The sequence below is a fragment of the Nitrospira sp. T9 genome (assembly GCF_052156535.1).
Taxonomy (GTDB): Bacteria; Nitrospirota; Nitrospiria; order Nitrospirales; family UBA8639; genus Nitrospira_E.
The window spans coordinates 307,799-330,232 of record NZ_JBQKUP010000044.1 but is presented as its reverse complement, the minus strand read 5'-3'; the positions used below and the strand labels follow the sequence as shown (position 1 = coordinate 330,232).

At 47.7% G+C, this 22,434-nt stretch carries 21 protein-coding genes and 1 tRNA gene; 10 read left to right on the top strand and 12 right to left on the bottom strand.

Features of this window, described 5'->3' with window-relative positions; all coding sequences use genetic code 11:
* Window positions 1-15: 15 nt before the first annotated feature.
* On the bottom strand, window positions 16-1,662 hold the full coding sequence (locus ACTRXD_RS22505) for an IPT/TIG domain-containing protein (protein ID WP_442434004.1): 1,647 nt from the start codon (window positions 1,660-1,662) through the stop codon (window positions 16-18).
* A 287-nt stretch (window positions 1,663-1,949) separates the two neighbouring features.
* Between ACTRXD_RS22505 and ACTRXD_RS22500 the strand changes: the two genes are divergently transcribed.
* Window positions 1,950-2,159 carry a hypothetical protein gene (locus ACTRXD_RS22500; protein ID WP_442434003.1) on the top strand — a complete coding sequence of 70 codons (210 nt, stop codon included), beginning with the start codon at window positions 1,950-1,952 and terminating at the stop codon, window positions 2,157-2,159.
* Between the two features lie 19 nt (window positions 2,160-2,178).
* Here the strand turns inward: ACTRXD_RS22500 and ACTRXD_RS22495 are convergent, their stop codons facing one another.
* From ACTRXD_RS22495 to ACTRXD_RS22465, 7 genes are all read right to left on the bottom strand, one after another.
* On the bottom strand, window positions 2,179-2,643 hold the full coding sequence (locus tag ACTRXD_RS22495; RefSeq protein ID WP_442434002.1) for a RidA family protein: 465 nt from the start codon (window positions 2,641-2,643) through the stop codon (window positions 2,179-2,181).
* 24 nt (window positions 2,644-2,667) lie between these two features.
* The gene (gene mltG / locus ACTRXD_RS22490; protein ID WP_442434001.1) at window positions 2,668-3,675 is read right to left on the bottom strand and encodes an endolytic transglycosylase MltG; all 1,008 of its coding nucleotides are present in this window, start codon (window positions 3,673-3,675) and stop codon (window positions 2,668-2,670) included.
* Between the two features lie 80 nt (window positions 3,676-3,755).
* On the bottom strand, window positions 3,756-6,416 hold the full coding sequence (gene alaS, locus ACTRXD_RS22485; RefSeq protein ID WP_442434000.1) for an alanine--tRNA ligase: 2,661 nt from the start codon (window positions 6,414-6,416) through the stop codon (window positions 3,756-3,758).
* A 42-nt stretch (window positions 6,417-6,458) separates the two neighbouring features.
* On the bottom strand, window positions 6,459-7,559 hold the full coding sequence (gene recA / locus ACTRXD_RS22480) for a recombinase RecA (protein ID WP_442433999.1): 1,101 nt from the start codon (window positions 7,557-7,559) through the stop codon (window positions 6,459-6,461).
* Between the two features lie 98 nt (window positions 7,560-7,657).
* Window positions 7,658-8,257 (bottom strand): RNA 2',3'-cyclic phosphodiesterase, encoded by a 600-nt coding sequence (gene thpR / locus ACTRXD_RS22475; protein WP_442433998.1) that lies wholly within the window; start codon window positions 8,255-8,257, stop codon window positions 7,658-7,660.
* The gene (locus ACTRXD_RS22470) at window positions 8,241-9,521 is read right to left on the bottom strand and encodes a CinA family nicotinamide mononucleotide deamidase-related protein (RefSeq protein ID WP_442433997.1); all 1,281 of its coding nucleotides are present in this window, start codon (window positions 9,519-9,521) and stop codon (window positions 8,241-8,243) included. Before ACTRXD_RS22470 ends, thpR begins: the two co-directional genes overlap by 17 nt.
* Before the next feature lie 58 nt (window positions 9,522-9,579).
* On the bottom strand, window positions 9,580-10,227 hold the full coding sequence (locus tag ACTRXD_RS22465; protein ID WP_442433996.1) for a hypothetical protein: 648 nt from the start codon (window positions 10,225-10,227) through the stop codon (window positions 9,580-9,582).
* A gap of 200 nt (window positions 10,228-10,427) precedes the next feature.
* Between ACTRXD_RS22465 and ACTRXD_RS22460 the strand changes: the two genes are divergently transcribed.
* The 3 genes from ACTRXD_RS22460 (at window position 10,428) to ACTRXD_RS22450 (ending at window position 12,930) form a co-directional block, all read left to right on the top strand.
* Window positions 10,428-11,135, top strand: coding sequence for a chlorite dismutase family protein (locus ACTRXD_RS22460; protein WP_312747172.1), 708 nt, complete (start codon window positions 10,428-10,430; stop codon window positions 11,133-11,135).
* A gap of 397 nt (window positions 11,136-11,532) precedes the next feature.
* On the top strand, window positions 11,533-11,748 hold the full coding sequence (locus ACTRXD_RS22455) for a hypothetical protein (protein ID WP_312747169.1): 216 nt from the start codon (window positions 11,533-11,535) through the stop codon (window positions 11,746-11,748).
* Window positions 11,749-11,832: 84 nt separating this feature from the next.
* Window positions 11,833-12,930: a hypothetical protein gene (locus tag ACTRXD_RS22450; RefSeq protein WP_442433995.1), complete on the top strand. Its 1,098-nt coding sequence runs from the start codon at window positions 11,833-11,835 to the stop codon at window positions 12,928-12,930.
* A 36-nt stretch (window positions 12,931-12,966) separates the two neighbouring features.
* Here ACTRXD_RS22450 and ACTRXD_RS22445 read toward each other — a convergent pair whose 3' ends face one another.
* Window positions 12,967-14,208 (bottom strand): EAL and HDOD domain-containing protein, encoded by a 1,242-nt coding sequence (locus ACTRXD_RS22445; protein WP_442433994.1) that lies wholly within the window; start codon window positions 14,206-14,208, stop codon window positions 12,967-12,969.
* Window positions 14,209-14,400: 192 nt separating this feature from the next.
* Between ACTRXD_RS22445 and ACTRXD_RS22440 the strand changes: the two genes are divergently transcribed.
* Window positions 14,401-14,476: transfer RNA gene (locus ACTRXD_RS22440), tRNA-Met, on the top strand.
* Between the two features lie 73 nt (window positions 14,477-14,549).
* Here ACTRXD_RS22440 and ACTRXD_RS22435 read toward each other — a convergent pair.
* Window positions 14,550-15,515: a sensor histidine kinase gene (locus tag ACTRXD_RS22435; RefSeq protein WP_442433993.1), complete on the bottom strand. Its 966-nt coding sequence runs from the start codon at window positions 15,513-15,515 to the stop codon at window positions 14,550-14,552.
* Between the two features lie 393 nt (window positions 15,516-15,908).
* On the opposite strand from ACTRXD_RS22435, the gene ACTRXD_RS22430 reads away from it, so the two are divergent.
* Window positions 15,909-16,223 carry a hypothetical protein gene (locus ACTRXD_RS22430; RefSeq protein ID WP_442433992.1) on the top strand — a complete coding sequence of 105 codons (315 nt, stop codon included), beginning with the start codon at window positions 15,909-15,911 and terminating at the stop codon, window positions 16,221-16,223.
* Window positions 16,224-16,255: 32 nt separating this feature from the next.
* Here ACTRXD_RS22430 and ACTRXD_RS22425 read toward each other — a convergent pair whose 3' ends face one another.
* Window positions 16,256-17,749 (bottom strand): class I SAM-dependent methyltransferase, encoded by a 1,494-nt coding sequence (locus ACTRXD_RS22425; protein ID WP_442433991.1) that lies wholly within the window; start codon window positions 17,747-17,749, stop codon window positions 16,256-16,258.
* A 168-nt stretch (window positions 17,750-17,917) separates the two neighbouring features.
* Window positions 17,918-19,273, bottom strand: coding sequence for a glutamate-5-semialdehyde dehydrogenase (locus ACTRXD_RS22420; protein ID WP_442433990.1), 1,356 nt, complete (start codon window positions 19,271-19,273; stop codon window positions 17,918-17,920).
* Between the two features lie 412 nt (window positions 19,274-19,685).
* Between ACTRXD_RS22420 and rpsB the strand changes: the two genes are divergently transcribed.
* The 4 genes from rpsB to frr all read left to right on the top strand — a co-directional run bounded on the left by rpsB (window position 19,686) and on the right by frr (window position 22,426).
* The gene (rpsB, locus tag ACTRXD_RS22415; protein ID WP_442433989.1) at window positions 19,686-20,468 is read left to right on the top strand and encodes a 30S ribosomal protein S2; all 783 of its coding nucleotides are present in this window, start codon (window positions 19,686-19,688) and stop codon (window positions 20,466-20,468) included.
* Window positions 20,469-20,529: 61 nt separating this feature from the next.
* Window positions 20,530-21,126 (top strand): translation elongation factor Ts, encoded by a 597-nt coding sequence (gene tsf / locus ACTRXD_RS22410; RefSeq protein WP_442433988.1) that lies wholly within the window; start codon window positions 20,530-20,532, stop codon window positions 21,124-21,126.
* The gene (gene pyrH / locus ACTRXD_RS22405) at window positions 21,126-21,854 is read left to right on the top strand and encodes a UMP kinase (RefSeq protein ID WP_442433987.1); all 729 of its coding nucleotides are present in this window, start codon (window positions 21,126-21,128) and stop codon (window positions 21,852-21,854) included. The genes tsf and pyrH overlap by 1 nt, the downstream gene beginning before the upstream one ends.
* 14 nt (window positions 21,855-21,868) lie before the next feature.
* Window positions 21,869-22,426 carry a ribosome recycling factor gene (gene frr, locus ACTRXD_RS22400; RefSeq protein WP_312747148.1) on the top strand — a complete coding sequence of 186 codons (558 nt, stop codon included), beginning with the start codon at window positions 21,869-21,871 and terminating at the stop codon, window positions 22,424-22,426.
* Window positions 22,427-22,434: the final 8 nt, after the last annotated feature.

Here is a 22,434-nt window from a genome sequence, read left to right as displayed (position 1 = left end):
TTATGCCAGAATTCATTACTGTGCCCGCCCTTTTTCATTCCAATAATCTTTGTCAGGAAGTCCTCGCTGTAAAATCGTAAATGGCCCACCCACGATCGTGATATACTTTTTTGGGGTACAGCATTCGCCGGTATCGAGCATATCCCATGACCCTCGCTTCAAAATCAGTTCCCCTTTAGTAAGGTCAGGCTCAAAACCTTCGGGGTTTCCAAAACCAAAGGCCGGACGGCGAGGGACACGGATCCTAATCTCCGTATCGGTCCATGATTCGACATGGGTTGCAATGCCGTTCACCAGCACCTCACTGCGAGACACATCCTGCCCTAATCTATAGTTATGCCAGTCATGGGCATCCTGATTGAGAGATAAACGAGTGGCTTCGGAGATTTTTAGAAATTCACCAAATCCCTTACCAGTAATAGTCACGACTTCGTCCAAGCCGGCTTCTTTGGGGGAATAGGAGTGAATTTCTGGCTGAACAACAGTAAAATCTCCAGCCTTTAGTGTCACAATCTCTTGTCGGTCACAACAGGTGCCATCAATTTTAGGAGTAGCTCCTCCACGTTTCACAATCACGGGCCCGCTTTTTGCGCTGAAGGGCACCCATACATCGATTTGTTCATCAAGCCAACGGTGAATGACAGCAGGCACTCCCCCAATCTCTACCCCGTTGCCCCCGGAAAGAAAATCAAAGGCATAGGCAGTGCCGCCAGCTTCTGAATACACACCAAAATTTTTCCCCTTAATTGTCACGAGTGTCCCAATTGGTCCTTGAGGGGGGATCATTCCTGATATCTGACTAGTCAATATGGTAAATGTTCCAATCTCCCGCTCCTTTCCTTCTCGATGGAGCATCAGGGAACCTGATTTGGCATTTAACGGCACATGGGCCACGATGGTTCGATCGGACCACTGCGCAATGATCGCAGGCTTTCCCCCAAAATATATTCGTCCATCCTCAGGTCGGCTTTCTCCAAACCCCTGACCCGACAGTATGACCTTACTCCCGATTGGGCCCTCAGTAGGATCAAAGGCAATAGAAGGAATTATGGCCAAAGGGACGGAATTACTGACCGCATACTCAACAGGAGCACAACATGATCCATCCGGTAGTGGGTCGCTTGACGCTAAGCGGACTTCCACATCCCCGGACTTGGCATTAGCCGGAATGAGAACTTCAATTTTGGTAGGCCGCCACCGTCGCACCTCAGCCCGAATCCCATTGATGATGACTTGATTGACCCCGAACATGGTATTGGGATCACGAGACCCAGCCGTATTGCCGAAATGTTCACCAACAATCGTAAGCAAGGAACCCGCTTCGGCTTTCGCAGGATTCAAGCTGTCAATACGGACATTGGTAACAGAAAAAATTCCGGCTTCTCTTTTGGCCGATCCGTTGATAACCATAACCGTGCCGGAACGAGCCTGCAAAGGCACCTTAACCAGAATGAAATCAGGTTCCCAGGATTGAATGAGCGCCGAGACCCCCTGAAATTCCACTCGATTAGCCTGCGTATTTTGGAATTCACCAAACCCTTCCCCACTTATGGTCACTGTCGTGCCCGGAGGTCCCTCGGAAGGGAACATTTCAGCATGGGCCACTGATGAAAAAAGAAAAAAACCTAAGGCAACGCTCATGAGACTTCGAACTCGTTTCATAGGTAACAAACCTTGCTTATGTGATTCAAAAAATGAATGAGGTACGAACAATGGACTTCTTCATTAAATCGAACTGGGAAGAGGAGCCAACCCAACTTCGTGGCTACCAACACAGGGGATGGAACCAAGTCAGAGCGGGTGTCCAAAATGACTATATCAAGCGATCTTTTCATGCGTCAATTTAGAAGAACTGGACCGACAGAAAGATGAACATTCACACCCATTTCCTATCATAGATTCTCAGCAAAACTCTTCGTTTACCAAATGCCATTTTAGGACCAAACCAAGTGGAAGAGAAAAAAGTCCCACACCACAGAAAAAAGATCTCCAGTCACTTCTATGAAATCTTTCGATTTGAACAAACCAAAATGAAAGCAGCATCGCTGAAACGAGCCATAGCAAGAAGGCCTGAAATCATAAATGAAGCGGCTACAAGACCAAGAGAAGTGAATCCTTACGAAAAGCAGAAGCCGGTTTTGCACATGCTGAAGGGATGATTACGGAGTACGAACCGGCTTAAGGGGGGGACACTTGAACGATCAATTCAAGCTCAATTGGAGCATGAAGAGGTAATTCAAAAGCCCCAAGAGCCAATCTGGCATGACGGCCGGCATCTCCAAACAGCTTGACCAACAAATCAGAGGCCCCGTTAATTACCGCAGGCTGATCCACAAAACCTTCCACGCACGCTACATGCCCCGTCAGCCGCACCACCTGTTTGAGACAGGCGAGATCTCCCATTATCTCTTGAAGGATGGCTAACCCATTTAGCATGGCTAATTGAGCAGCGGCAGCTCCTTCCTCTACCGTCAGCTCTCGCCCGAGTTTTCCAGGTTGCACAATGACCCCGTCACGAAAAGGCAGCACCCCACTCACAAAGATTAACCCTCCTGCCTGACGAGCCGGAACATATGATCCGACAGGACAAGGTGCCGCCGGCAGCTTTAATCCCAGTCGGCTTAATGCTTCATGAACACCCATAGCGGATATTACACAATCACTCACTTACGAAGCACGTTTACTAATCGATCGTCGTTGATAAAGGTCTACCGCCTTATTATGATCCGCTAATGTCACAGAAAATTGATGACTCCCGTCGTTCCGTGCCACAAAATAGACAAAATCGGTTGTCGTAGGATAGAGCGCAGCATGAATTGCCGCCAAACCCGGATTGGCAATGGGTCCAGGAGGAAGCCCGCGTACCTTGTAGGTGTTGTAGGGACTATCTACCGACAGATCGGCTTTCCGAATATTTCCATCAAACGATTCGAGGGCGTAGATGACAGTGGGGTCGCTCTGCAAGGGAATGCCCAGCCGGAGACGATTATGAAATACTCCGGAAACCAAGGGTCGTTCGGCTGCCAGCCCCGTTTCCTTTTCCACCACAGAGGCTAGGGTCAACACTTCTTGAAGAGTCATGCCCATCACCATTGCCCGGTCTTTGAATTCTGGAATCATCACATGATGAAACCGATGAACAAATGTTCGAATAATGGATTCTGGCGGAGTAAAGCGAGAAAAATGGTAGGTATCGGGAAAAAGATAACCCTCTAATGTAGGGGCCTGGATATTCAGGCTCTGAATAAATACCGGGTCATGGCTTAATCGAAAAATATCCTGCTTGAGGGCAAGACGTTTTTGATCAAGGATGTCTGCAATTTGTGCCACGGTATAGCCTTCGGGAATGGTAATGGCATATTGATAGACTTCACCTTTCACAAGTTTGTGCAGTAATTCGGTGGGTCGCATTCCCGCATCCAGTTCATATTCGCCTGGAATGATATTTCGATCGACCCGCTGCACACGCCCCAAAAGAGTAAAAAACCATTCTGATCCGATAAGGTGATGGTGATCGAGAATGCGGGAAACGTGCGTGAATGGAGTACCGGGTGGGATTTCGACAAGAACCGGTTGGGTTGATCCACCCACGGGTTGATTCATCCACACAAAACCACCCATGACCAGAACTACCACCGTTAAAAGACTTACTACGGTCCGGCGAACAAGGATCACGTCACGACGTCCCCTTCCCTATTGCTCCCCGTCGGTCCAAGTGGGGGGACAATGCAGCCACATCATCATGCTGAGGGAGTTTACTCCTCCTTCAAGGTACCTATGTAAGAGGCAACATAGTCATATACGCTCCGCAAGGCCTCATCTAACTGTTCTGGTTGATTACCACCCGCCTGAGCCATATCCGGTCGGCCGCCTCCAGAACCCCCAACGAGTTGAGCCACATGTTGAGCGACTTTTCCTGCAGGGATTTTGTGAGCCTGTTCTTTGGCCACAATAACCAATAACGAAACTTTTCCTTCTTTGACCGACCCCAAAACCAAAAGACCGGAAGGCACTTTGTGGCGGAGCTTATCAGAGAAGGTTCGCAATTCTTGGATAGTCAAACCATCGATCCGCTGGATAAGGATCGGCATCCCGCCTATGTCCCGAATCGACGCTTCCTGACCAGCACCTTGCTGATCAAGCAATTTTTGTTTCGCACGCTCTAATTCGCGTTCGGTATCACGGAGGGTTCCAACAAGTTTCTTGACTTTTTCAACGACTTCATTGGGACCGGCTTTCAACACGGCGGCCAATTCTCGCCATTCGGCCTCCTGATCCTGAATTTGGGCCACAGCCCCCTCGCCCGTGAGCGCCTCAATACGCCGGACACCTGCCGCAATACCTCCTTCGGACATGATACGAAACAGACCGACATCTCCGGTTCGAGCACAATGGGTTCCTCCGCACAATTCCTGACTAAACGAACCCATTTCTACGACCCGAACCTGTTCACCATACTTATCACCAAAAAAAGCCAGAGCTCCTCGACTCAGAGCATCCTGAATTTCCATTTCTTCAACCTTTACAGACAGGTTCTGACGGATTTGTTCGTTCACCAGTCCTTCAATTTCTTCAATATTTCTGGGGGTCAATCCTTTGAAATGTGAAAAATCAAACCGCAATCGATTGGGGGCCACCAAAGATCCATGTTGCTTCACATGAGGACCTAAAATTTCCCGCAATGCGGCATGAAGAAGATGGGTCGCCGTATGATTCCGTGCCGCACTCTGCCTTAGATGACCCTGTACCGTGGCGGTGAGAACATCGCCAACGTGAACAGATCCTTCGATGACCTGGCCCTTGTGGAGAAACCACCCCTTTGCCAGCTTTGTGGTATCTTGAACGACAATCCTTGCCGACGGACCCACCAAGGTTCCCTGATCCCCGACTTGTCCACCCCCTTCGGGATAAAATGGCGTGGTATCCAGGACACACTCCACCATCTCCCCTTGCTTGGCTTCCTTGATGACATGGTCGTCCTTCACCAAGGCGAGTAGCTTCCCTCTATTTTCCTGGCTGGCATAACCCACAAATTTGGTCAAAGGGAACTGCCCGAGAGCATTAACCAGGTCGCTTCGAGAATCCGCCTGGCAAAACCTCGCAGTTTTTCTGGCTCGATCACGTTGCGCCTCTAGCGCTTGCTCATAACCGACATGATCGACGGCCAACCCTTCTTCTCGGGCAGCATCTTCCACCAGATCAAGGGGGAACCCATAGGTATCATACAACTTAAAAACCGCTTCCCCTTCTAAGATTTGGCTCCCCTGTTGCTTGGCTTCCTCCAGGATTTGATTAAGGAGAGGCAAGGCCTGTTCTAAGGTTCCAATAAAGCGTGTTTCCTCACCCTGAACAATCTCAGAAACCGTATCTTTCATCGAACGAAGGTCCGGATAGACCGAATCCATGAGATCAACCACAGAGGTTACGAGGTCATATAAAAATTCTCGCTCCACCCCCAATAATCGACCATGCCGTGAGGCTCGACGCATTATCCGTCGCAGGACATAGCCACGCCCCTCATTGGAGGGCAACACCCCTTCAGTGATTAAAAAGGTCATCGCCCGGAGATGGTCCGCAATCACCCGCATCGACCGGTCAGCCGGTGGGGAGGCACCATACACCTGTCCAGTGCTCTTCCCTATGCGGTCCAAAATAGGGCTGAACACATCGCTATCATAATTTGACGCGACTCCCTGGGTCACCGCCGCCAACCGCTCTAATCCCATTCCGGTGTCAATACTGGGCCTGGGTAGAGGATTGAGCGTGCCAACAGAATCCCGATCAAATTGCATAAACACCAAATTCCAAATCTCGAGATATCGATCACAGTCACACCCAACGGCACAGGTCGACCGCCCACACCCGAATGCCTCACCCTGATCAATGAGAATTTCGCTGCAAGGACCACAGGGACCCGTCTCTCCCATTTGCCAAAAATTGTCCTTTTCACCCAGACGAACAAGGCGACTCCTTGGAATCCCCATTCGTGTATGCCATAGATCATAGGCTTCCTGATCCTCACGAAACACGGTCACCCACAATCGATCAGCCGGCAGTCCGGCAATTTGAGTGAGAAATTCCCACCCAAACGCAATCGCTTCCTCTTTAAAATAATCTCCAAAGGAAAAATTGCCCAGCATTTCAAAAAACGTGTGATGGCGGCGGGTAAAACCTACATTCTCCAAATCATTATGTTTTCCCCCTGCCCGCAGACATTTTTGAATGGAGACGGCCCGGCTATAGGGTCGGGATTCCTCACCCAAGAACACACTTTTAAATTGATTCATACCCGCGTTGGTAAACAGGAGAGTAGGATCTGCTTGCGGAATGAGTGGCCCGCTTGGCACCACCGTATGCCCACGACTCGAGAAGTACCTTACAAACGCCTGCCGAAGTTCAAGTGATGTTGCAATCATATCAATGATGTTCGCTCAAGATGATTGTGCCTCCCGGCCAGGTCAGTCACGGTCCCCTGCTGATTTTTTTGAGTTTGAAATGACAGGCGGAGATGATTCCTCTTTTTTTTGAGGCTCCCCGGAGAGGCCATAGCTGGTACGTAATTGCATGTCGATATCCTGGGCAATATCCGGATTACTTTTCAGAAAGGTTTTGACCGCCTCCCGGCCCTGACCGAGCCGTTCCTCCTTATAAGAATACCATGCTCCGGCTTTATCTACGATTCGACGCTCAACGCCTAAGTCCACTAATTCCCCGACTTTGGAAATGCCTTCGGCGAACATGACATCAAATTCGGCTTGTTTGAAGGGCGGCGCCATTTTATTTTTGACCACTTTCACCCGCACCCGACTACCCATCACTTCCTGGCCCTCTTTAATCGATTCAATCCGGCGAATATCCAACCGCACTGAAGAATAAAATTTCAACGCGTTGCCGCCGGTCGTGGTCTCGGGATTTCCAAACATCACCCCAATTTTCATGCGAATCTGATTGATAAATACCACCGAAGCTTGAGACTTGGAAATGGCCCCGGTTAATTTTCGCAAGGCCTGGGACATTAATCTCGCCTGAAGCCCCATATGGGAATCTCCCATTTCCCCTTCGATTTCGGCACGAGGGACCAGGGCTGCAACGGAATCAACGACAATGATATCCAACGCTCCGCTTCGGACCAGCGTTTCGGCAATTTCCAGAGCCTGTTCGCCAGTATCCGGCTGGGCCACCAGCAGATCATCGGTGTGGACCCCAAGCTTTTTAGCATAGGAGATATCCAACGCATGCTCGGCATCGATAAAGGCTGCTGCCCCCCCGGCTTTCTGCGCTTCGGCAATGGCATGCAGGCACAACGTGGTTTTTCCAGAGGACTCCGGCCCGAACACCTCAATGATTCGACCTCGCGGCAACCCTCCGATGCCCAAGGCCATATCAAGCCCGAGAGACCCGGTCGAAATGGCCGGAATATCACGAGGAACGTCTTCCGTCCCTAGCTTCATAATTGCCCCTTTGCCAAATTGCTTTTCAATTTGGGTCAGAGCCAAATCCAGCGCTCGTTTTTTTCCGTCTTTTTGGGTCTCTTTTTGAGGAGCTACGCGTTCTGCCATTGGGTATCCTTTTGTTCAATATTCCTGAGCATGCAAAGTGGCGGCTATCTTACCCCACACTCTTTAACAGGTAAATGCCTAACCTAGATTGAAAGATGTCATCCAGGCTCATTTAATGGCACCGTCCTCAAAACCGTATATTCCGCACCGGATTGGCTCACCTCACTGCGAAAAAGTGTGATCCGGTCAACATAGAGTATCCCAAGGTTCTGAGGTTGCTCCAGTAAGCCGGAATGAGTCAGCTCGCCACCAACCTGAGATTGGTCATGTTTAATCCTGGCCAGGGTCAAATGAGGGAAATAGGACTTGTCCTCAGGGGGAAAGCCTAATGGTTCCAACGCACCTTCGATTCGTGAAACAAGATTGAGCAAGGCAGGAGTGTCCCCGGTACATCCGATCCACAGTATCCGTGGACGTCGAAGATGCGGAAATACCCCCAGCCCCTGAACTTCTAAGGTGAGAGGAGGCTGACTTGTCCGGATAGGCTCAATGGCAGTCAATACCGGTTCCACCATGGAAGCCTCCACATATCCAAGAAATTTCAGTGTGAGGTGTATCGACTCAGGGCGAACCCAATTGACCATTGGTAAGCTTTCTCGCAGCTGACGTTGAAGTTCGACCACCTTTCGGCGCAAATCCAAGGAAAGTTCAACGGCCAAAAAGACTCTCAGGCTCTTCTGATTAGAATGCAGCTTCATCGGCGTATCGTCGGATCAAATCCAAAACAGCCTGAGATGTCTTCAATGTAATTTCTCCTCGATCCCCATGAAACCTCCAACATTGCCTCTGAAGCCCTTGCGGACCATCAATTGCTCCATACACCAGCCCCACTGGCTTGTTCGGAGTCCCTCCTCCAGGACCCGCAATTCCTGTGACTCCAACTCCCACATCAACTCGACTCCGCATTCGAATTCCTTTGGCCATAGCCATGGCAACCTGTGCGCTCACGGCCCCATACCGACGAAGCGTCGAGGCGGGAACTCCCACGAGTTCTCGTTTCGCCTCATTACTATAAGACACGACTCCCCGGTCCACATACCGCGAACTGCCGGGCACACCCGTCAGGCGATGAGCCACTAATCCTCCGGTACAGGATTCGGCAAGTGCCACCGTCCAGGAACGACCTCGTAAGGCTTCCCCGACGACTTCTTCCATGGTACGTTCACCTTCCGCAAAGAGCCAGGGACCTAAACATTCACGGATCCGAAGGATCAGGTGATCCCATTCCGGAAAGAACGGGGACATCTCCTTCACAGAAGAGAGTGGGCCGCCGAACACCCAACAACTCACCGTCACCATCACTCCCCTGAGGGAAGCCAAAATACCGAACTGAATGCTTCCATAATCCTTCAAAACTGGATTCAATTGTCTTTGAACATCGGTTTCAGGCAACCCAAATGTTTGAAACGTATGCTGCCAATAGTGTCTATTGGTGTGAAATAACTTCCGAAGTATCGGCTGAACCTGAGAAACCATCATGACTTTGGCCTCACGAGGCACACCCGGTAATGCGATAATGACTGATTGCCCGCTACGCATCAAAAAACCGGGCGCCGTGCCGACAGTATTCGCCAACATCATGGCTCGAAAAGGAAGAAAAGCCTGCCTGGCCAATAGCCGTGTGACCGGTCTTCCAAATCGTCGATAGCAAGCCTTGAGATTGTCATAGGCTTTTTTTCGTTTGATCAGTGGACATTGAAGTGTCGCGGCAACAGCCTCACGGGTACAATCATCGAACGTTGAACCAAGCCCACCCGTCAAGACGATCACATGAGCGCGCTTCAGCGAGGCGCGAAGGGTTTCTTGAATATCACTTTTTTGATCACCAACGGAGATTTTTTTTCGAACCTCAATGCCACACTCAGCGAGAAGATGTGCGACAAATATCGAATTACTATCGAGGCGTCCGCCCAGAAGCAATTCTGAACCCACAGCAATGATGTCAGCATGAAGGGACTTCATGTTCAAGAAATTCTGCCCAATTGCATCAAACACAGTCGTTCACCCATCCCCATGACCCTTAGGGAATGGAAGCAAAATCTAGATCAAAGGTCACTTGGCCTCCGGTTCCTGGGAAGACTTTGACGGTGGTTTGAGCCAAGGGATCAAAAACGTCATAGTTAAAGGACGCCACAATCTTTGCACGATACGTGGAGGGTCCTTGGCTTGGGGTGAACAGCGTCGCTCTGGCATCAAACCGAACACGATCAGGCTTGATCAACCGATCTCCCTGTTTAAGCAAAAGATAACTATCTTTGGCAAAACTTGGTGAATCCCCAAAAACTATCACCACGACTTGAAGGGACTTTTCATCCAGGACTCGCTGAATATCCTGGGATGCGAGACGTTCTCCTCGAAGAGCAAAATGACTGGACATCACCGCAATTCCATTTAATTTCGTCATAAGAAATCCATGGGCTTGAGGAACATCTTCAGAAGATATACCGAAATGCCAATACAGCCTATTGGGTGGAGTTCGGCTTCGCGCTCCCTCCTGACCATTTTTGATGGCTTCAAGAATTTGCAATTCCGAGGGATGTGGAACAATACCCCACACCGGAGAGGAAACCAACATGACCAGCCCCGCTTCCAAAAGAAACCAAAAACCGGCATCTCTTACCAACCTCGGCAAAGACCCCACACGTTGGGACAATAGTTGAAAAAACAAAATTTGATTCATTGGCTATGAACTAAAAAGGTTCTCCCCCTCTCAAGATTAAAGTCTTATTCCTGCCTCCTCCTATTCCGAATGGATCTTAACAGCCATCACGCCACCTGCTCATTGACAATATTGCAGTAGCGATGTTAAGACCTATTTTTTTAAGTGATTAAAAAAACACGGGTTTTCTTTCCAGGGGAGGTATGATTATGGCTGGTGCCGAAGAGGCTGCCAAACAACAATTTGTCAATTTTGCTTTCTATAAAGTCGACCCTTTGTGGAGACGTCTTCCTAAAGAAGAGCGAGACCTCGGCAAGCAAGAATTTATCCGCGCAGCGGAAGAATATTCCGGCAAAGTCATTGTCGTGCCTTACACCACAACAGGCATACGAGGTGATTGCGACTTTATGTTGTGGCGGATTAGCTATGATCTCGAAATGTTTCAAGAAATGAGTTCAAAGCTTTTAGCTACAGGCTTGGGACGGTACCTTACCACGCCGTACTCTTATCTTTCCATGACGAAACGATCCATATACGTCGATCATCACGTGCATGAGGGCCAAGAAAGTCGAAGATTGAAAATTTCTCCTGGCCGTGCGAAATATATATTTGTATATCCATTTGAAAAAACCAGAGAGTGGTACCTGCTCACCAAAGCCGCCCGACAAGGCATGATGGATGAACATATCGCAATTGGGCATAAGTACCCCTCAGTCAAACTCAATACCACCTATTCATTTGGGTTGGATGACCAGGAATTTGTGGTCGCCTTTGAAACCGACTCCCCACAGGACTTTCTAGACCTCGTCATGGAATTACGCTCTACCGAAGGCAGCCGGTATGTCAAACGTGATATTCCAATTTTTACCTGTATTATGAAAAGTCTCAAAGAAGCTGTTGAAACTCTCGGAGGGTAATCTCCTCTCAATCATTCTTGTAACCTACTTTAGAACAGCCCACAGACTTCATTTAAAAATAAGCTTTTTAACAGATACCCTTCAATTAAAGGGTATCTGTATGTGCTTATTAGTTCCAATTTTCACGATAGATTCAAACTTTTTTCAATCCTAGATAGGGCTGACGCTTTAAGGTGTTCCTGCCCGACAGTGCGTACGGATAACTTCATCAGTTGCAACAGCGACATCTTGCCTTACCGGATCTCCCACATGCAGCAACAAATTTCTTCTAAAATGCATTGGATTTTAAAACCTCCGGTTAACCCCCCAACCAAGGCACTCGACCATTTTGACAGGCCTCAAAGAGGTGTGTTATCAAGAAAATCAAAGTCTATTTTTCATTTGGGAGTGTCAGAGAATGGAAGGCGAAAAAGATATTCTTTTTGTGCGCCGGGACAAAGATGGCGCGGTAACTTTATATATTGACGAAGATTGGGCCGCAGAACGAGGGGTCGATCCGTCGCAATTAGTCAAAATTGAAATTCCGCGAGAACTCTATGCCAATGGAACAGTACAGCAACTAAGAGAATACGCAGCCACATGCCTCGAATCTCTTGATAATGGCACTCCATAAAACTACATAAAAATTATGTCTTCAACACTGCGTTTAGAACACATTGAATCAGCCATTCAGGCACTTCCAACTCAAGGCCGCACCATGCTACAGCTTCTTTTGTTGCAGTACATGAACCTGAGTTCTGAAGCCATCGACTATATGGTCAGCGATCAACCCGATTCCCGCTTCCTGGCAGGCAATCAGCCAAAAGGAAACCCGCTCTCTCTTGAAGCCGAAAGAAATATCACATCCCGGGCGAACCAGTACAAAGATTACTACCGACAAAAACGAGAACGCCCAGGAATGCACATTGAATTCCTGACTCAAGCATTGAAAAACATTGATAAATCCATTCAGATCGCAGAACGGTTGCTCATTTCAGAATTTGGATTGTCCCAGAATGCCTTGCAGGATGCCAAAACCCAAGCACCCTCGATTCTACTTCGACAGGAACTCCGGAAATTACAGCGTACATGGGATAACCAGGAACTTTCTACGAAGGAGTATCAAATACAGCGACTGCTCCTGGAATATCAGGCCTTATTGCGTCGACGTGGGATCTTCAGACGCCGATTGAAGTTCGCTCAAAACGAATTTATTGCTTCCGGAAACTCCCCGTTAAAGGATCACGAGATTGCCCATGTCTGGGGAATTCCTTTAGGCAGCCTAGTTGCCAGGAAGGTCAAGGCCCTTCAACACTTTCTGACTGAATTACAAAAACACCAGGAAAACCTCTCCCCATCGAATGAGTCGTTGCAACCAATTAACCTCTGGCAAGAAACTCTTGCTCTCTTATCCCAACGTCCCATTGAAAGGTCAATGGTTGAATATGATGGTTTGGAAAAAACAGAAGAGGCGTTACTTGATAAATTGCGAGCATTCGTCGACGGAAGTATGTCAGAGCCTGAAGAATCAAAGTTTTGGACAAGCATTACCAAAGTAAATGACACGGAATTCTCAGGAACATGGAAATCCCATGCTCGCTCTATTTTAGCTTTCCAACGATTACACGCTCTGCTCAATGATATGGATTTTTCAAATGAAGGGTTGGAAGAAAACCTACGGATCAAAATTTACCCACAACTTCCTGATGACCAACTGGCCCCTGAATCCGATGATAAACCTATTGAGCTTAGCGAGAAGGGCTTAGGTGTGCTGAATTATTTCGTAGGAGAACCAGACGACAAACGAAGGGGATAATCGTCGACTCCAAACCTGCAATCTCATCCTTCTCCGCTATTTTTCATTCCCCGCAAGAGTTGTCTTCATGACCTCGTTGGCCCATTCCGTACTGAGAAAAAACTCTTGTCTCACCACATGAGGTTCAAAAAGACTATTCTCAATTTGATCCCACTCCCCTCGTTCGTAGGACATCACGCATTTTAAAATTTCCCCTAAACATCCCTGCCCTTCGGTCAGAGCAAGCAGAATTTCAGGAGCAAGAGGAAGGTCTGCGAGAAGTTGCTTCATCTCACAATCAAAGTAGGCATCCAATACAGAAAAGAGCCCAACGGTGAAGCCTTGGCTGGTAGACTCTCCTTGCAACCGGCTCAAACCTTGGCACATTCGCCCCCGGATGAGGGCAATGCGCATCAGCTCGCTTGGCTTTCCACCAGTATGAGCCAGCACCAGTAAGGATGCCCATTGTCGCATACGTTCGGTGCCTACCATCCCTACGGCTTGTCCAATTGAATTAACCACTCGGGGAAGGCCCACAGACGCAGAGTTCACAAAACGAAGAAGCTTAAGGCTGAGTGACAGGTCATTTTCGACTAATTCCTCAAGATCTTTTATTTGAATATCAGGATCCTGCAATTTGGCCAATAAAAGCACAATCGCCATGCGGTTACCGGAAAGCTTGACTCCCTCCATGATTTGCGGTTTACAGAAAAAGTATCCTTGAAAATATTCAAACCCTTTTTCATAACACATGGTATAGACTTCTTGATCTTCGACTTTTTCTGCAAGCAATCGAACCGGGTATTGCTTCAACACATCAATTTGTTCAAGGAGCTGTTCACTCGTTAATGCTAATATATCCACCTTCACAAAGTCCGCAACATCTAATAATGCTCGATGAGAATCCCGAACGATAAAGTCATCCAACGCAATTTTGTAGCCAAGTTGCCTAGCCCTGAGAAGCGATTGGATAACGATGGGCGTCGGCTCAATGGACTCCAATACCTCAAGAACCACATTGTGACTTGGCAGGACTTCATAATGTTGGCTTAAAAAGAAATTCGCTGTCAGGTTGATGAACGCCTGACTCGTTCCAGCTATTTGGTCAATTCCCATCTCTAAAAACGTATTCACCATGACCCTGGCAGTGGCCTCATCCCCGTCAACTACTTGCGCACTATTGGCTTGACCATCTCGATACAGGAGTTCATACCCAAAAACTCCATTTTGACGATCAAAAATAGCTTGCCGGCCAACCAGTACGGATTGCTTGATGTTTGGAGCAGCCGTTGAAGTCATAAAAATCTTCCAGGGTAAATAATAAGAGTTTTAAAAGTATCTCCACGATCCCTAGGACCTGCAAGGATCAAGTAAAGGCAATCCAGGATGCTAGGGCTAAGAAATCCACCTAAAACCTGATCATTTTTCAGAAAAAGAATTGTCCCAAGTTCTCTAGCTATGGTATAGATCTTTTCGTTCAAGGTGAATGACGGCGGTGTAGCTCAGGTGGTAGAGCAGCGGACTCATAAGCCGCGGGCCGGGGGTTCAAATCCCTCCACCGCCACCAAATTCCTTCTTCCCCCTTGCCTCTCTCATTCCAAAAGAAGCCGAAGCCCCCGTCGGAGGCATCGGACACTACCTCACCCGACAGGAACGTTTTTGTTTGCTTTCAATGAGGCATCTTCTATTGAAGCGGAATGACTTCTACCAGACGACGCTTCATTAAATGGCACTTCAATGATTACGGAAGCCCCCTTGGAAGGTTGGCTGTGAATTTTTAGACGACCCCCTATCTTTTTTGCCCGGTTGACCATAATTCCCAATCCATGTCCCTGAGCTCCGACAAGATCAACCTCAAAGCCCTTTCCATTATCTGACACCTCAATAATTGTGTCTGTAGGCGTCGTCTTTGCAGACACTTGCCCTCGTTTGGCGTGCGAATATTGTACGCTATTCCGAACGGCTTCTCGGACAATATGTAACAGTTGGGCACCCTGCTCCCGTGACAGATGATCCTCACAAGAAGGATCAACATAGACCAATATCGGGAATGATGATTCTCGACTCAAATCCTCAACCAGGGTCTTAAGTGCCACCTCAAATTTGTTTCCGAGCAGGACTCCTGCCTTGAGATTCTCCAAAAACACCTGGAGCATTTCTGACATTTCCGCCACTTGCTCAATAATGAAGGTGGTGGGACGCCCTATTTCCATAGCCATTTGAATTTTATGCAAGGCGCGGGCTATTCGTTCATGAAAATGCAGAATAATAACATTTCGTTCTTCAATGACGGCTAATAACTCCTTATTGCGTTGATAAAGATACAAAAATGGAGACAACTGTACGATTCCGCCTAGCAATAATCCCGCGATAACAAAACCAAGCCATATGCTCACAAAATTCAATGGAGGAGGATTGTTTTCAAGAAATGGAATAGATACCCCATAGGTTTTTTGAATGGCCAGGAGCCCAACTGCCGCACTTAAGAGTTTCCACACAAGGGGGTTTTCAGTCGAACGTACCCGACGAAGGAGCAAAAAAACAGTCAACCAATGCATCAGGCAGGTTGCGATCAATACCCAAAACAAGAAGCTTCCACCATCCATCTACCTAAGACATCCTTCCCTCGTGATACCTGGACATTCCTTCTTCACCTTGTATGAGCCATTCTCTGTTCACTATGTTTCGTGAAATCTAATTTCGTGAAATCCAAAGATGTTGGCTATGGCAAGAACGGATCAAGCCACGAAATATACAACCCTTGCCTGGTGTATTTCATAGCCTCATTTTCTTTGTCGGAAATTTCCCAAGGCATCTTAAGAAAACGGATGCCCAGGCACTTTGACGTAGGCTCTTTGCCTTGACAGTTAACTTCAGTCCAATTTCCTTTTCACGACCCTGCTGCCATGACATGCGGTTTTTTCCAGGGTCCTACCTTTGAGGTATTTACCGGTAGGGGTAGGTTAGACAGACTCCTCGCAGCATGGAGATCTAGTCATATGCGATTTCTCCTTATTTTTTTGTCAAGTCTTCTTTTCTGGTCAATGACCATCTCGATTGAGTATGGGAATCGAAATCCCAGCACCACTTCCACGGCTCAAGCCTGTTCCGGAGAAGCCAATGGAGAAGTCCTACTGGATTATCTATACATAGGTAGGATTAAGGGGATAAGGGATAATGGGCACATGCTCACTGTTGGCCTTCCCCCTGATTGGGCATCCCTCCCCTCAGACGTTCAGCAAGAGACATATGAAGAAGTCGCCTGCTATGCCAAAACACAACAGCGCATACTACAGGTTATTGAAACGCAATAAAGAACCTGACTAACGACTCAAGTTGAAGGAACTCAGGCAGGTAGACCATGTGGGCGCTGGAGAGATTCTCGATAATATTCATATAGAACTTGAGCCCGTCCTTCATCAATAAGAACGAGCTGGCGTTGATCGAACGTATTGGCGCAATACAGATATGTTAAATCGGTTGTGGTCCCTAACTCGATATGCATTTCTCTCCCCCCACCATCCTGGCAAGTCGTCTCCTGTTGAATGCATTTGGAGGGGAGGCCCTCGTAAATGAATTGAGCAGAGGAATGGTGATTTTCATAACAAGGCAAAGATGGATCCTCAGCAGCGTGAATCATATTTCCCCAAAAGTCATGAACCAATTGTTGAAAATCAGATTCGGTTATGTGCGTCACAGTTTCAACTAATTGATTCAATAAATCCCGATCTGCCTCACCCCCAATAACCAACCCTGTCAGACCAGAAGAATGCTCGCACAAACCCCAAGTAAAGATCTCCTTCCATAGTCCAAAACGAAACATCCAGGAGCCCAAATCGGAATGAACACCAGTAATGCTGGCATTCACTTTACCCTTAACCAGCACCTGCCCCATTCGCTCGGCAGCAATTCCGATACAACGATAAAGTGTTTCGCCTGGTTCCCGATACGGTTCCTCATTCCACTCAAAAGGTTTCACGCCATGTGAGAGCGGGGCAACCTCATACAGAGGTCCATCGATCACTTCTTCATCAATTGACCGATATCGGCAGAAAACCGGAGAAGATATGGGAAACACACCTCTGGCATCTAACGCTCGTTGAAAGAAAATTCGTCGACCAAGATTCCATGTTTTCTCGAAAAGGATCATTCGTCCCATTGGCCCTAAAATCCGCAACAAGACATCTAAACGTTCCGGTATCCCCGTCAGAACTTCCAGTTGCTCCTGTCGTTGAAGGTCACATGCACGTTGAAACGTTTTCCAGGTTTGGCTTGGAAGCCCTGGCTCCCGTTCCGCCTGAAACAACGCATGCGTCGAAAGAATAAGATCGTAGCTTCCCGAGATCTGCTGTTGTGGCACCTGAGAGACCTCGAAGCGAACATTCCTGATTCGTCGTTTTTCTGCCTCGAAACAAGCTACTTCAATCGATCGAGAGGACCGATCGATTCCTACAAATTCAATGTCAGGATGCTGTTGGGCAAAAAAATTGGTTAGAATGCCAACCCCACAACCAAAGTCCAATACCTGGTTTGCTGGAGCAATCCTGCCACACACAGAGGTTCCAACCGTCAAAAAATAATGGAACCGTTGGGAATACAGAACAGGGATAAAATCCTGACGCGCCAATTCATCATAAAAATCAATGTCGCCTTTTGCGTCTTCACCACCGTATCGATGTTCGATTAATCGTTGGAAATCGCACAATTCCTCTTTGGAAAGAGTCTCTCGTTGCCAGTCATAATATAACGCCTCATCATGAAACTCTCGCAATCCCCATGACAGCAAATACGGGAAAAGCTCCGCATGGTAATTAGAAATTTCTTCCCTTTTATATCCCATAATAAACCAGATTAAGATAATTCCTCTAAAAAATGAATTCAGAAAATGTTGGGAAACACAAAAAACACAGGGATAGAAGAAAGACCAATAACAGGAGTGGGTAACGGAGACCTGGGTATAGGCACAGCCGACACAAAGGGGCCGGCCATTAATGCTTCATCTGAAAAGCTAGAACTTGGCAGATAACATCATCGCATCCTGGTAGATCTGAGGAACTGGATGTGGCTGTTGAAGTTGTCCAGTTCCCAATACCATATATTTTTCAATCGTGAGCTTCGAGAGAATAAGAGGACCTCGCCCATGCATCCGAGTGCTATTACTCCCGATATCCGGACCAAGACCAAACTGGGGTCCGCCATGAAGACGGGTCGAAGCATTCACCATAACGGCGCTCGAATCGACTTCTCGAACAAAGCGCATGGCTAACTGGTAGTCTCGAGTGACAATAGTATCGGTATGCCCTGGGGCATAGGTCCCAATATGATCGATAGCTTCTTGACTATCTTTCACCACTTTAATATTCAGAGTTAAGGATTGATATTTTCTCCCCCAATCCGCTTCCTCCGCCGCTTTAATCCCTAAATGCCCGGTCATTTCTAAAATACCCATCATGGAAACCGTTTTAGGACAGCCACGCAAAGTCACACGATACTCCTGAAGAAGTCTTCGTGTTAACCCTGGCAATAAATGCCGACAAACCCCCTGATGAACCAAGAGAGTGTCCATGGCATTTGCTGCAGATGGCGATTGAAGCTTGGCATTCACCGCAATGGTTTGAGCTAATGGGATATCGACATCCTGATCGACATAAACATGACACAGGCCTCCCTCAAATCCAATGACAGGAACTCTCGAATGCTCCAAGATCCCATTTCGCAAACCAGCGCTCCCTCGTGCAATGACGGCTTGGACATACTGAGGATATCGCACCATTTCCAGGGCCGCCTCTGGGGAACTCCGGTCGAGAAATGTCAGCCCCCCATTAGGAACACCATTGAACACCGCCGCCGCTTGGAGATAGTGAACAATCGCACTATTTGTATGAAACCACTCGGTTCCCCCACGAAAGACACAGACATTGTTGGTCTTCAGGCACATTCCAAACGATTCAGCCGTCATCAAAGGTCCCATATCCGACACCACAGCGACAATACCCAGCGGAGAATGGACAGTATGAACCTGCATTCCATCTGGAGTGAGCCAGGCATGACTCGCCTCTCCGATTGGATCAGGAAGAGCTTCTAAATCTAACAACCCTTGGTGCATGAGGCGAATCGTGTCTTCTGAAATTCGAATCCGCTCTGACGCCTCACGATGGGCTTGTTGATCGGTTTCCTTAGAAATGCCAGCCAGATCTTTTGCATTGGCCTCCAAAATTTCCTGAGTATGATCGATTAAACTCTCGGCCATCGCCTTTAAGACCTGATTTTTCACACTGGAGGACAGGCACGCCATGGGGCGAGCAGCCTCCTTTGCTCCTTTCAAAAGAGCTTGCACGTATAACTTGAGAGGTACTTCAACCATCCTTCCCACTCCTTCATCATAAAAATTTCTGAATGCGGGACTGACTATAGCCATGAAGGCTCACATAGTCAAAAATAGCATTGATTCAAAAAAGGTTTTCCTCGGAACACTTTCTGTTTATTCCACGATCCCTCTCCGAAGCTAAAAACGCGTCGCATACCCATAAAAGATAGCCAGGGTTGAATTATAATTTTCACCTATGCTAATCTCCATTGGTTTAATGGAAAAATATTGAACATCACTTAATTGCATGAATGTATCTTCACTTGGAACAGCCTGCCTGATAAGACAATCCACATCTATTGTCTCCTGCCGGTCCCATTTGAGCCAAATTACCGTTTTGTGTTTCTTTAAAAAATCCACGCTTTTGTGTTAATCAGTATATCTCTGAAAGGGGGTGGGAAGGTCCGTTATGGTCACGATTAAATCGTTATTAGAAGCTGGGGTTCACTTCGGGCATCAAACCAATCGATGGAACCCGAAGATGAAACGCTATATCTTCGGGGAAAAAAACGGCATTTATATTATTGACCTCCAAATTTCTCTCCAATGCTTTCAAAAAGCCTACGAATTTACCCGTGATACAGTGGCTGCCGGGGAATCCGTCTTATTCGTGGGAACCAAGCGACAAGCCATGGGTATTGTGGAGGAAGAAGCCAATCGTTGTGGAATGTTTTTTGTTAACCAGCGATGGTTGGGTGGGATGTTAACGAATTTCCAGACACTCCGCCGCAGCATCAACCAACTTAAAAAACTTGAAGCTGCGGAAACCGATGGCACATACGAACGACTCAAAAAGAAGGAAATCGTTCGCATGAAAAAAGAGCAAGCCAAACTGGAAAAATATTTGAGCGGCATCAAAGGCATGAATGATATTCCTGGGTGCATTTACATATTGGACACCAGGATCCAGCACATTACGGTCAAGGAAGCTAATCGCCTTGGCATTCCGGTTATTGCTTTAGTAGACACCAACTGTGACCCTGAAGGCGTGGACTTTCCTATACCCGGCAATGACGATGCCATTCGTTCCCTCAAATTATTTACCGGACAGATTGCCGACGCCTGCATAGAAGGTACGGAACTTCGCCGGAAGCGCCAGGAGTCAGTGGCGAATGGCGAAGGGTTTCTTCCCGACAACACCGAGCAAGGTCATCCATCGGGTGTGCCAAACAAGAATACCCAACCTGTTTAAGGATCCTGGGTTCATCTAATTAAACTGAAATTTATATTACTGTCAGTAGGAGAGCATGCACATGTCTAGTTTGAGTGCCTTGGTGAAGGAGTTGCGAGGCAAAACAGGGGCAGGAATCCTTGATTGCCAAAAAGCCCTTCAAGACACAGGAAATGATGTCGAAAAAGCCATCGATCTGTTGCGTCAAAAAGGGTTGGCCGCTGCACAAAAGAAAGCAGGCCGAGAAACCAAAGAAGGTATTATTTCCTCGTATATTCATTCAGGATCAAAAATTGGAGTCCTGATTGAAGTCAATTGTGAAACAGACTTTGTCGCACGCAATGAAGAATTTCAAGCTTTCGTTAAGGAAGTGGCTTTACAAATCGCTGCCTCTCATCCTCTGTACATTAAACGGGAAGACATTCCGGTGGACTTGATCGAACGGGAAAGGAATATTTATCTCGCACAGATGAAAGAGTCCGGAAAACCCGAAGGGACCTGGGAGAAAATCATTAAGGGGAAGCTCGAAAAATATTATCAAGAGCAGTGCCTTTTGGAACAAGCCTTTATTAAGGATCCCAGCATCAGCATTCAAGATCTCCTATCGCAGAAAATCGCGAAGTTAGGAGAAAACCTCACGATCAGTCGCTTTACGCGCTACCAACTCGGCCAGGACTAATGCCCCTCAAATATCGTCGGGTCCTCTTGAAAATTAGTGGAGAAATGCTCGCCGGAGAGCAAACCTACGGCATCCAACCTTCCATTTTACATAATCTCGCAGCCGAAATTGCCGACGTACTGACCCTGAAGGTCGAAATCGCCATTGTAATTGGAGGTGGGAACATTTTCAGAGGTCTTGCTGCCAGTGCCTCTGGCATGGAACGAGCTTCGGCCGATTACATGGGCATGCTCGCCACCTTGTTGAATGCTCTGGCTTTACAAAATGCTTTGGAGAGCAAAGATATCCCCACCCGCGTCTTGTCGGCAATAGAAATGCGGCAGTTAGCCGAAAGTTACATCCGTCGTCGAGCTATTCGGCATTTGGAAAAAAAGCGCGTGGTGATTTTCGCCGCCGGTACCGGGAATCCCTACTTTACCACCGACACCGCTGCGGCGCTCCGAGCCATGGAAATTGGTGCGGATGTTATCATGAAAGGCACTAAGGTTGATGGCATCTACGACGCGGACCCTATGACGACACCCTCGGCCAAACGCTTCACGGAATTACCATTTTTATCGGTGCTCAATAAAAGCTTGAAAGTCATGGATGCCACAGCCATTACACTCTGCATGGATAACGATCTGCCTATCATTGTGTTCGATCTGACTTCATCAGGAAATATCAGAAAAATCCTTGAAGGGGAACCTGTCGGCACCATTGTTTCCAAAAATGCGCTTGTCACTTAACGTGGGGAATGATCATGAACGATCCAACCATTCTTAAAACCACGCAGCGAATGGAGGGAGCCATTGAGCACCTCAAGAGAGAATTCATGTCCCTTCGAACTGGTCGCGCCTCCTTGGGATTACTCGACCATATTACCGTTGATTATTACGGGACGCCCACTCCACTCAAGCAAGTCGCCAACCTCGCGATTCCTGAGAGCCGACTGATCACCATTCAGCCCTGGGATACCTCCCAAATCAGAGAAATTGAACGGGCCATCATTAGTTCAGAACTTGGCCTCACTCCATCCAATGATGGCAAACTCATCCGGCTCCCCATTCCCCCACTGAGTGAAGAACGACGGAAGGATTTGGTCAAACTCAGCAAAAAATATGGGGAAGAGACCAAGGTACAGATTCGTGGATTTCGTCGGGAAGGCAATGACGAACTCAAACACCTTCACAAAGAAGGCTCACTGACAGAAGATACCCAGCACCGGCTAGAGGCTGAAATCCAAAAACTCACAGATAAATTTATACAGATCGTCGATGACCTCACCAAGAAAAAGGAGGAGGAAATACTCGCGATTTAAGGAATATT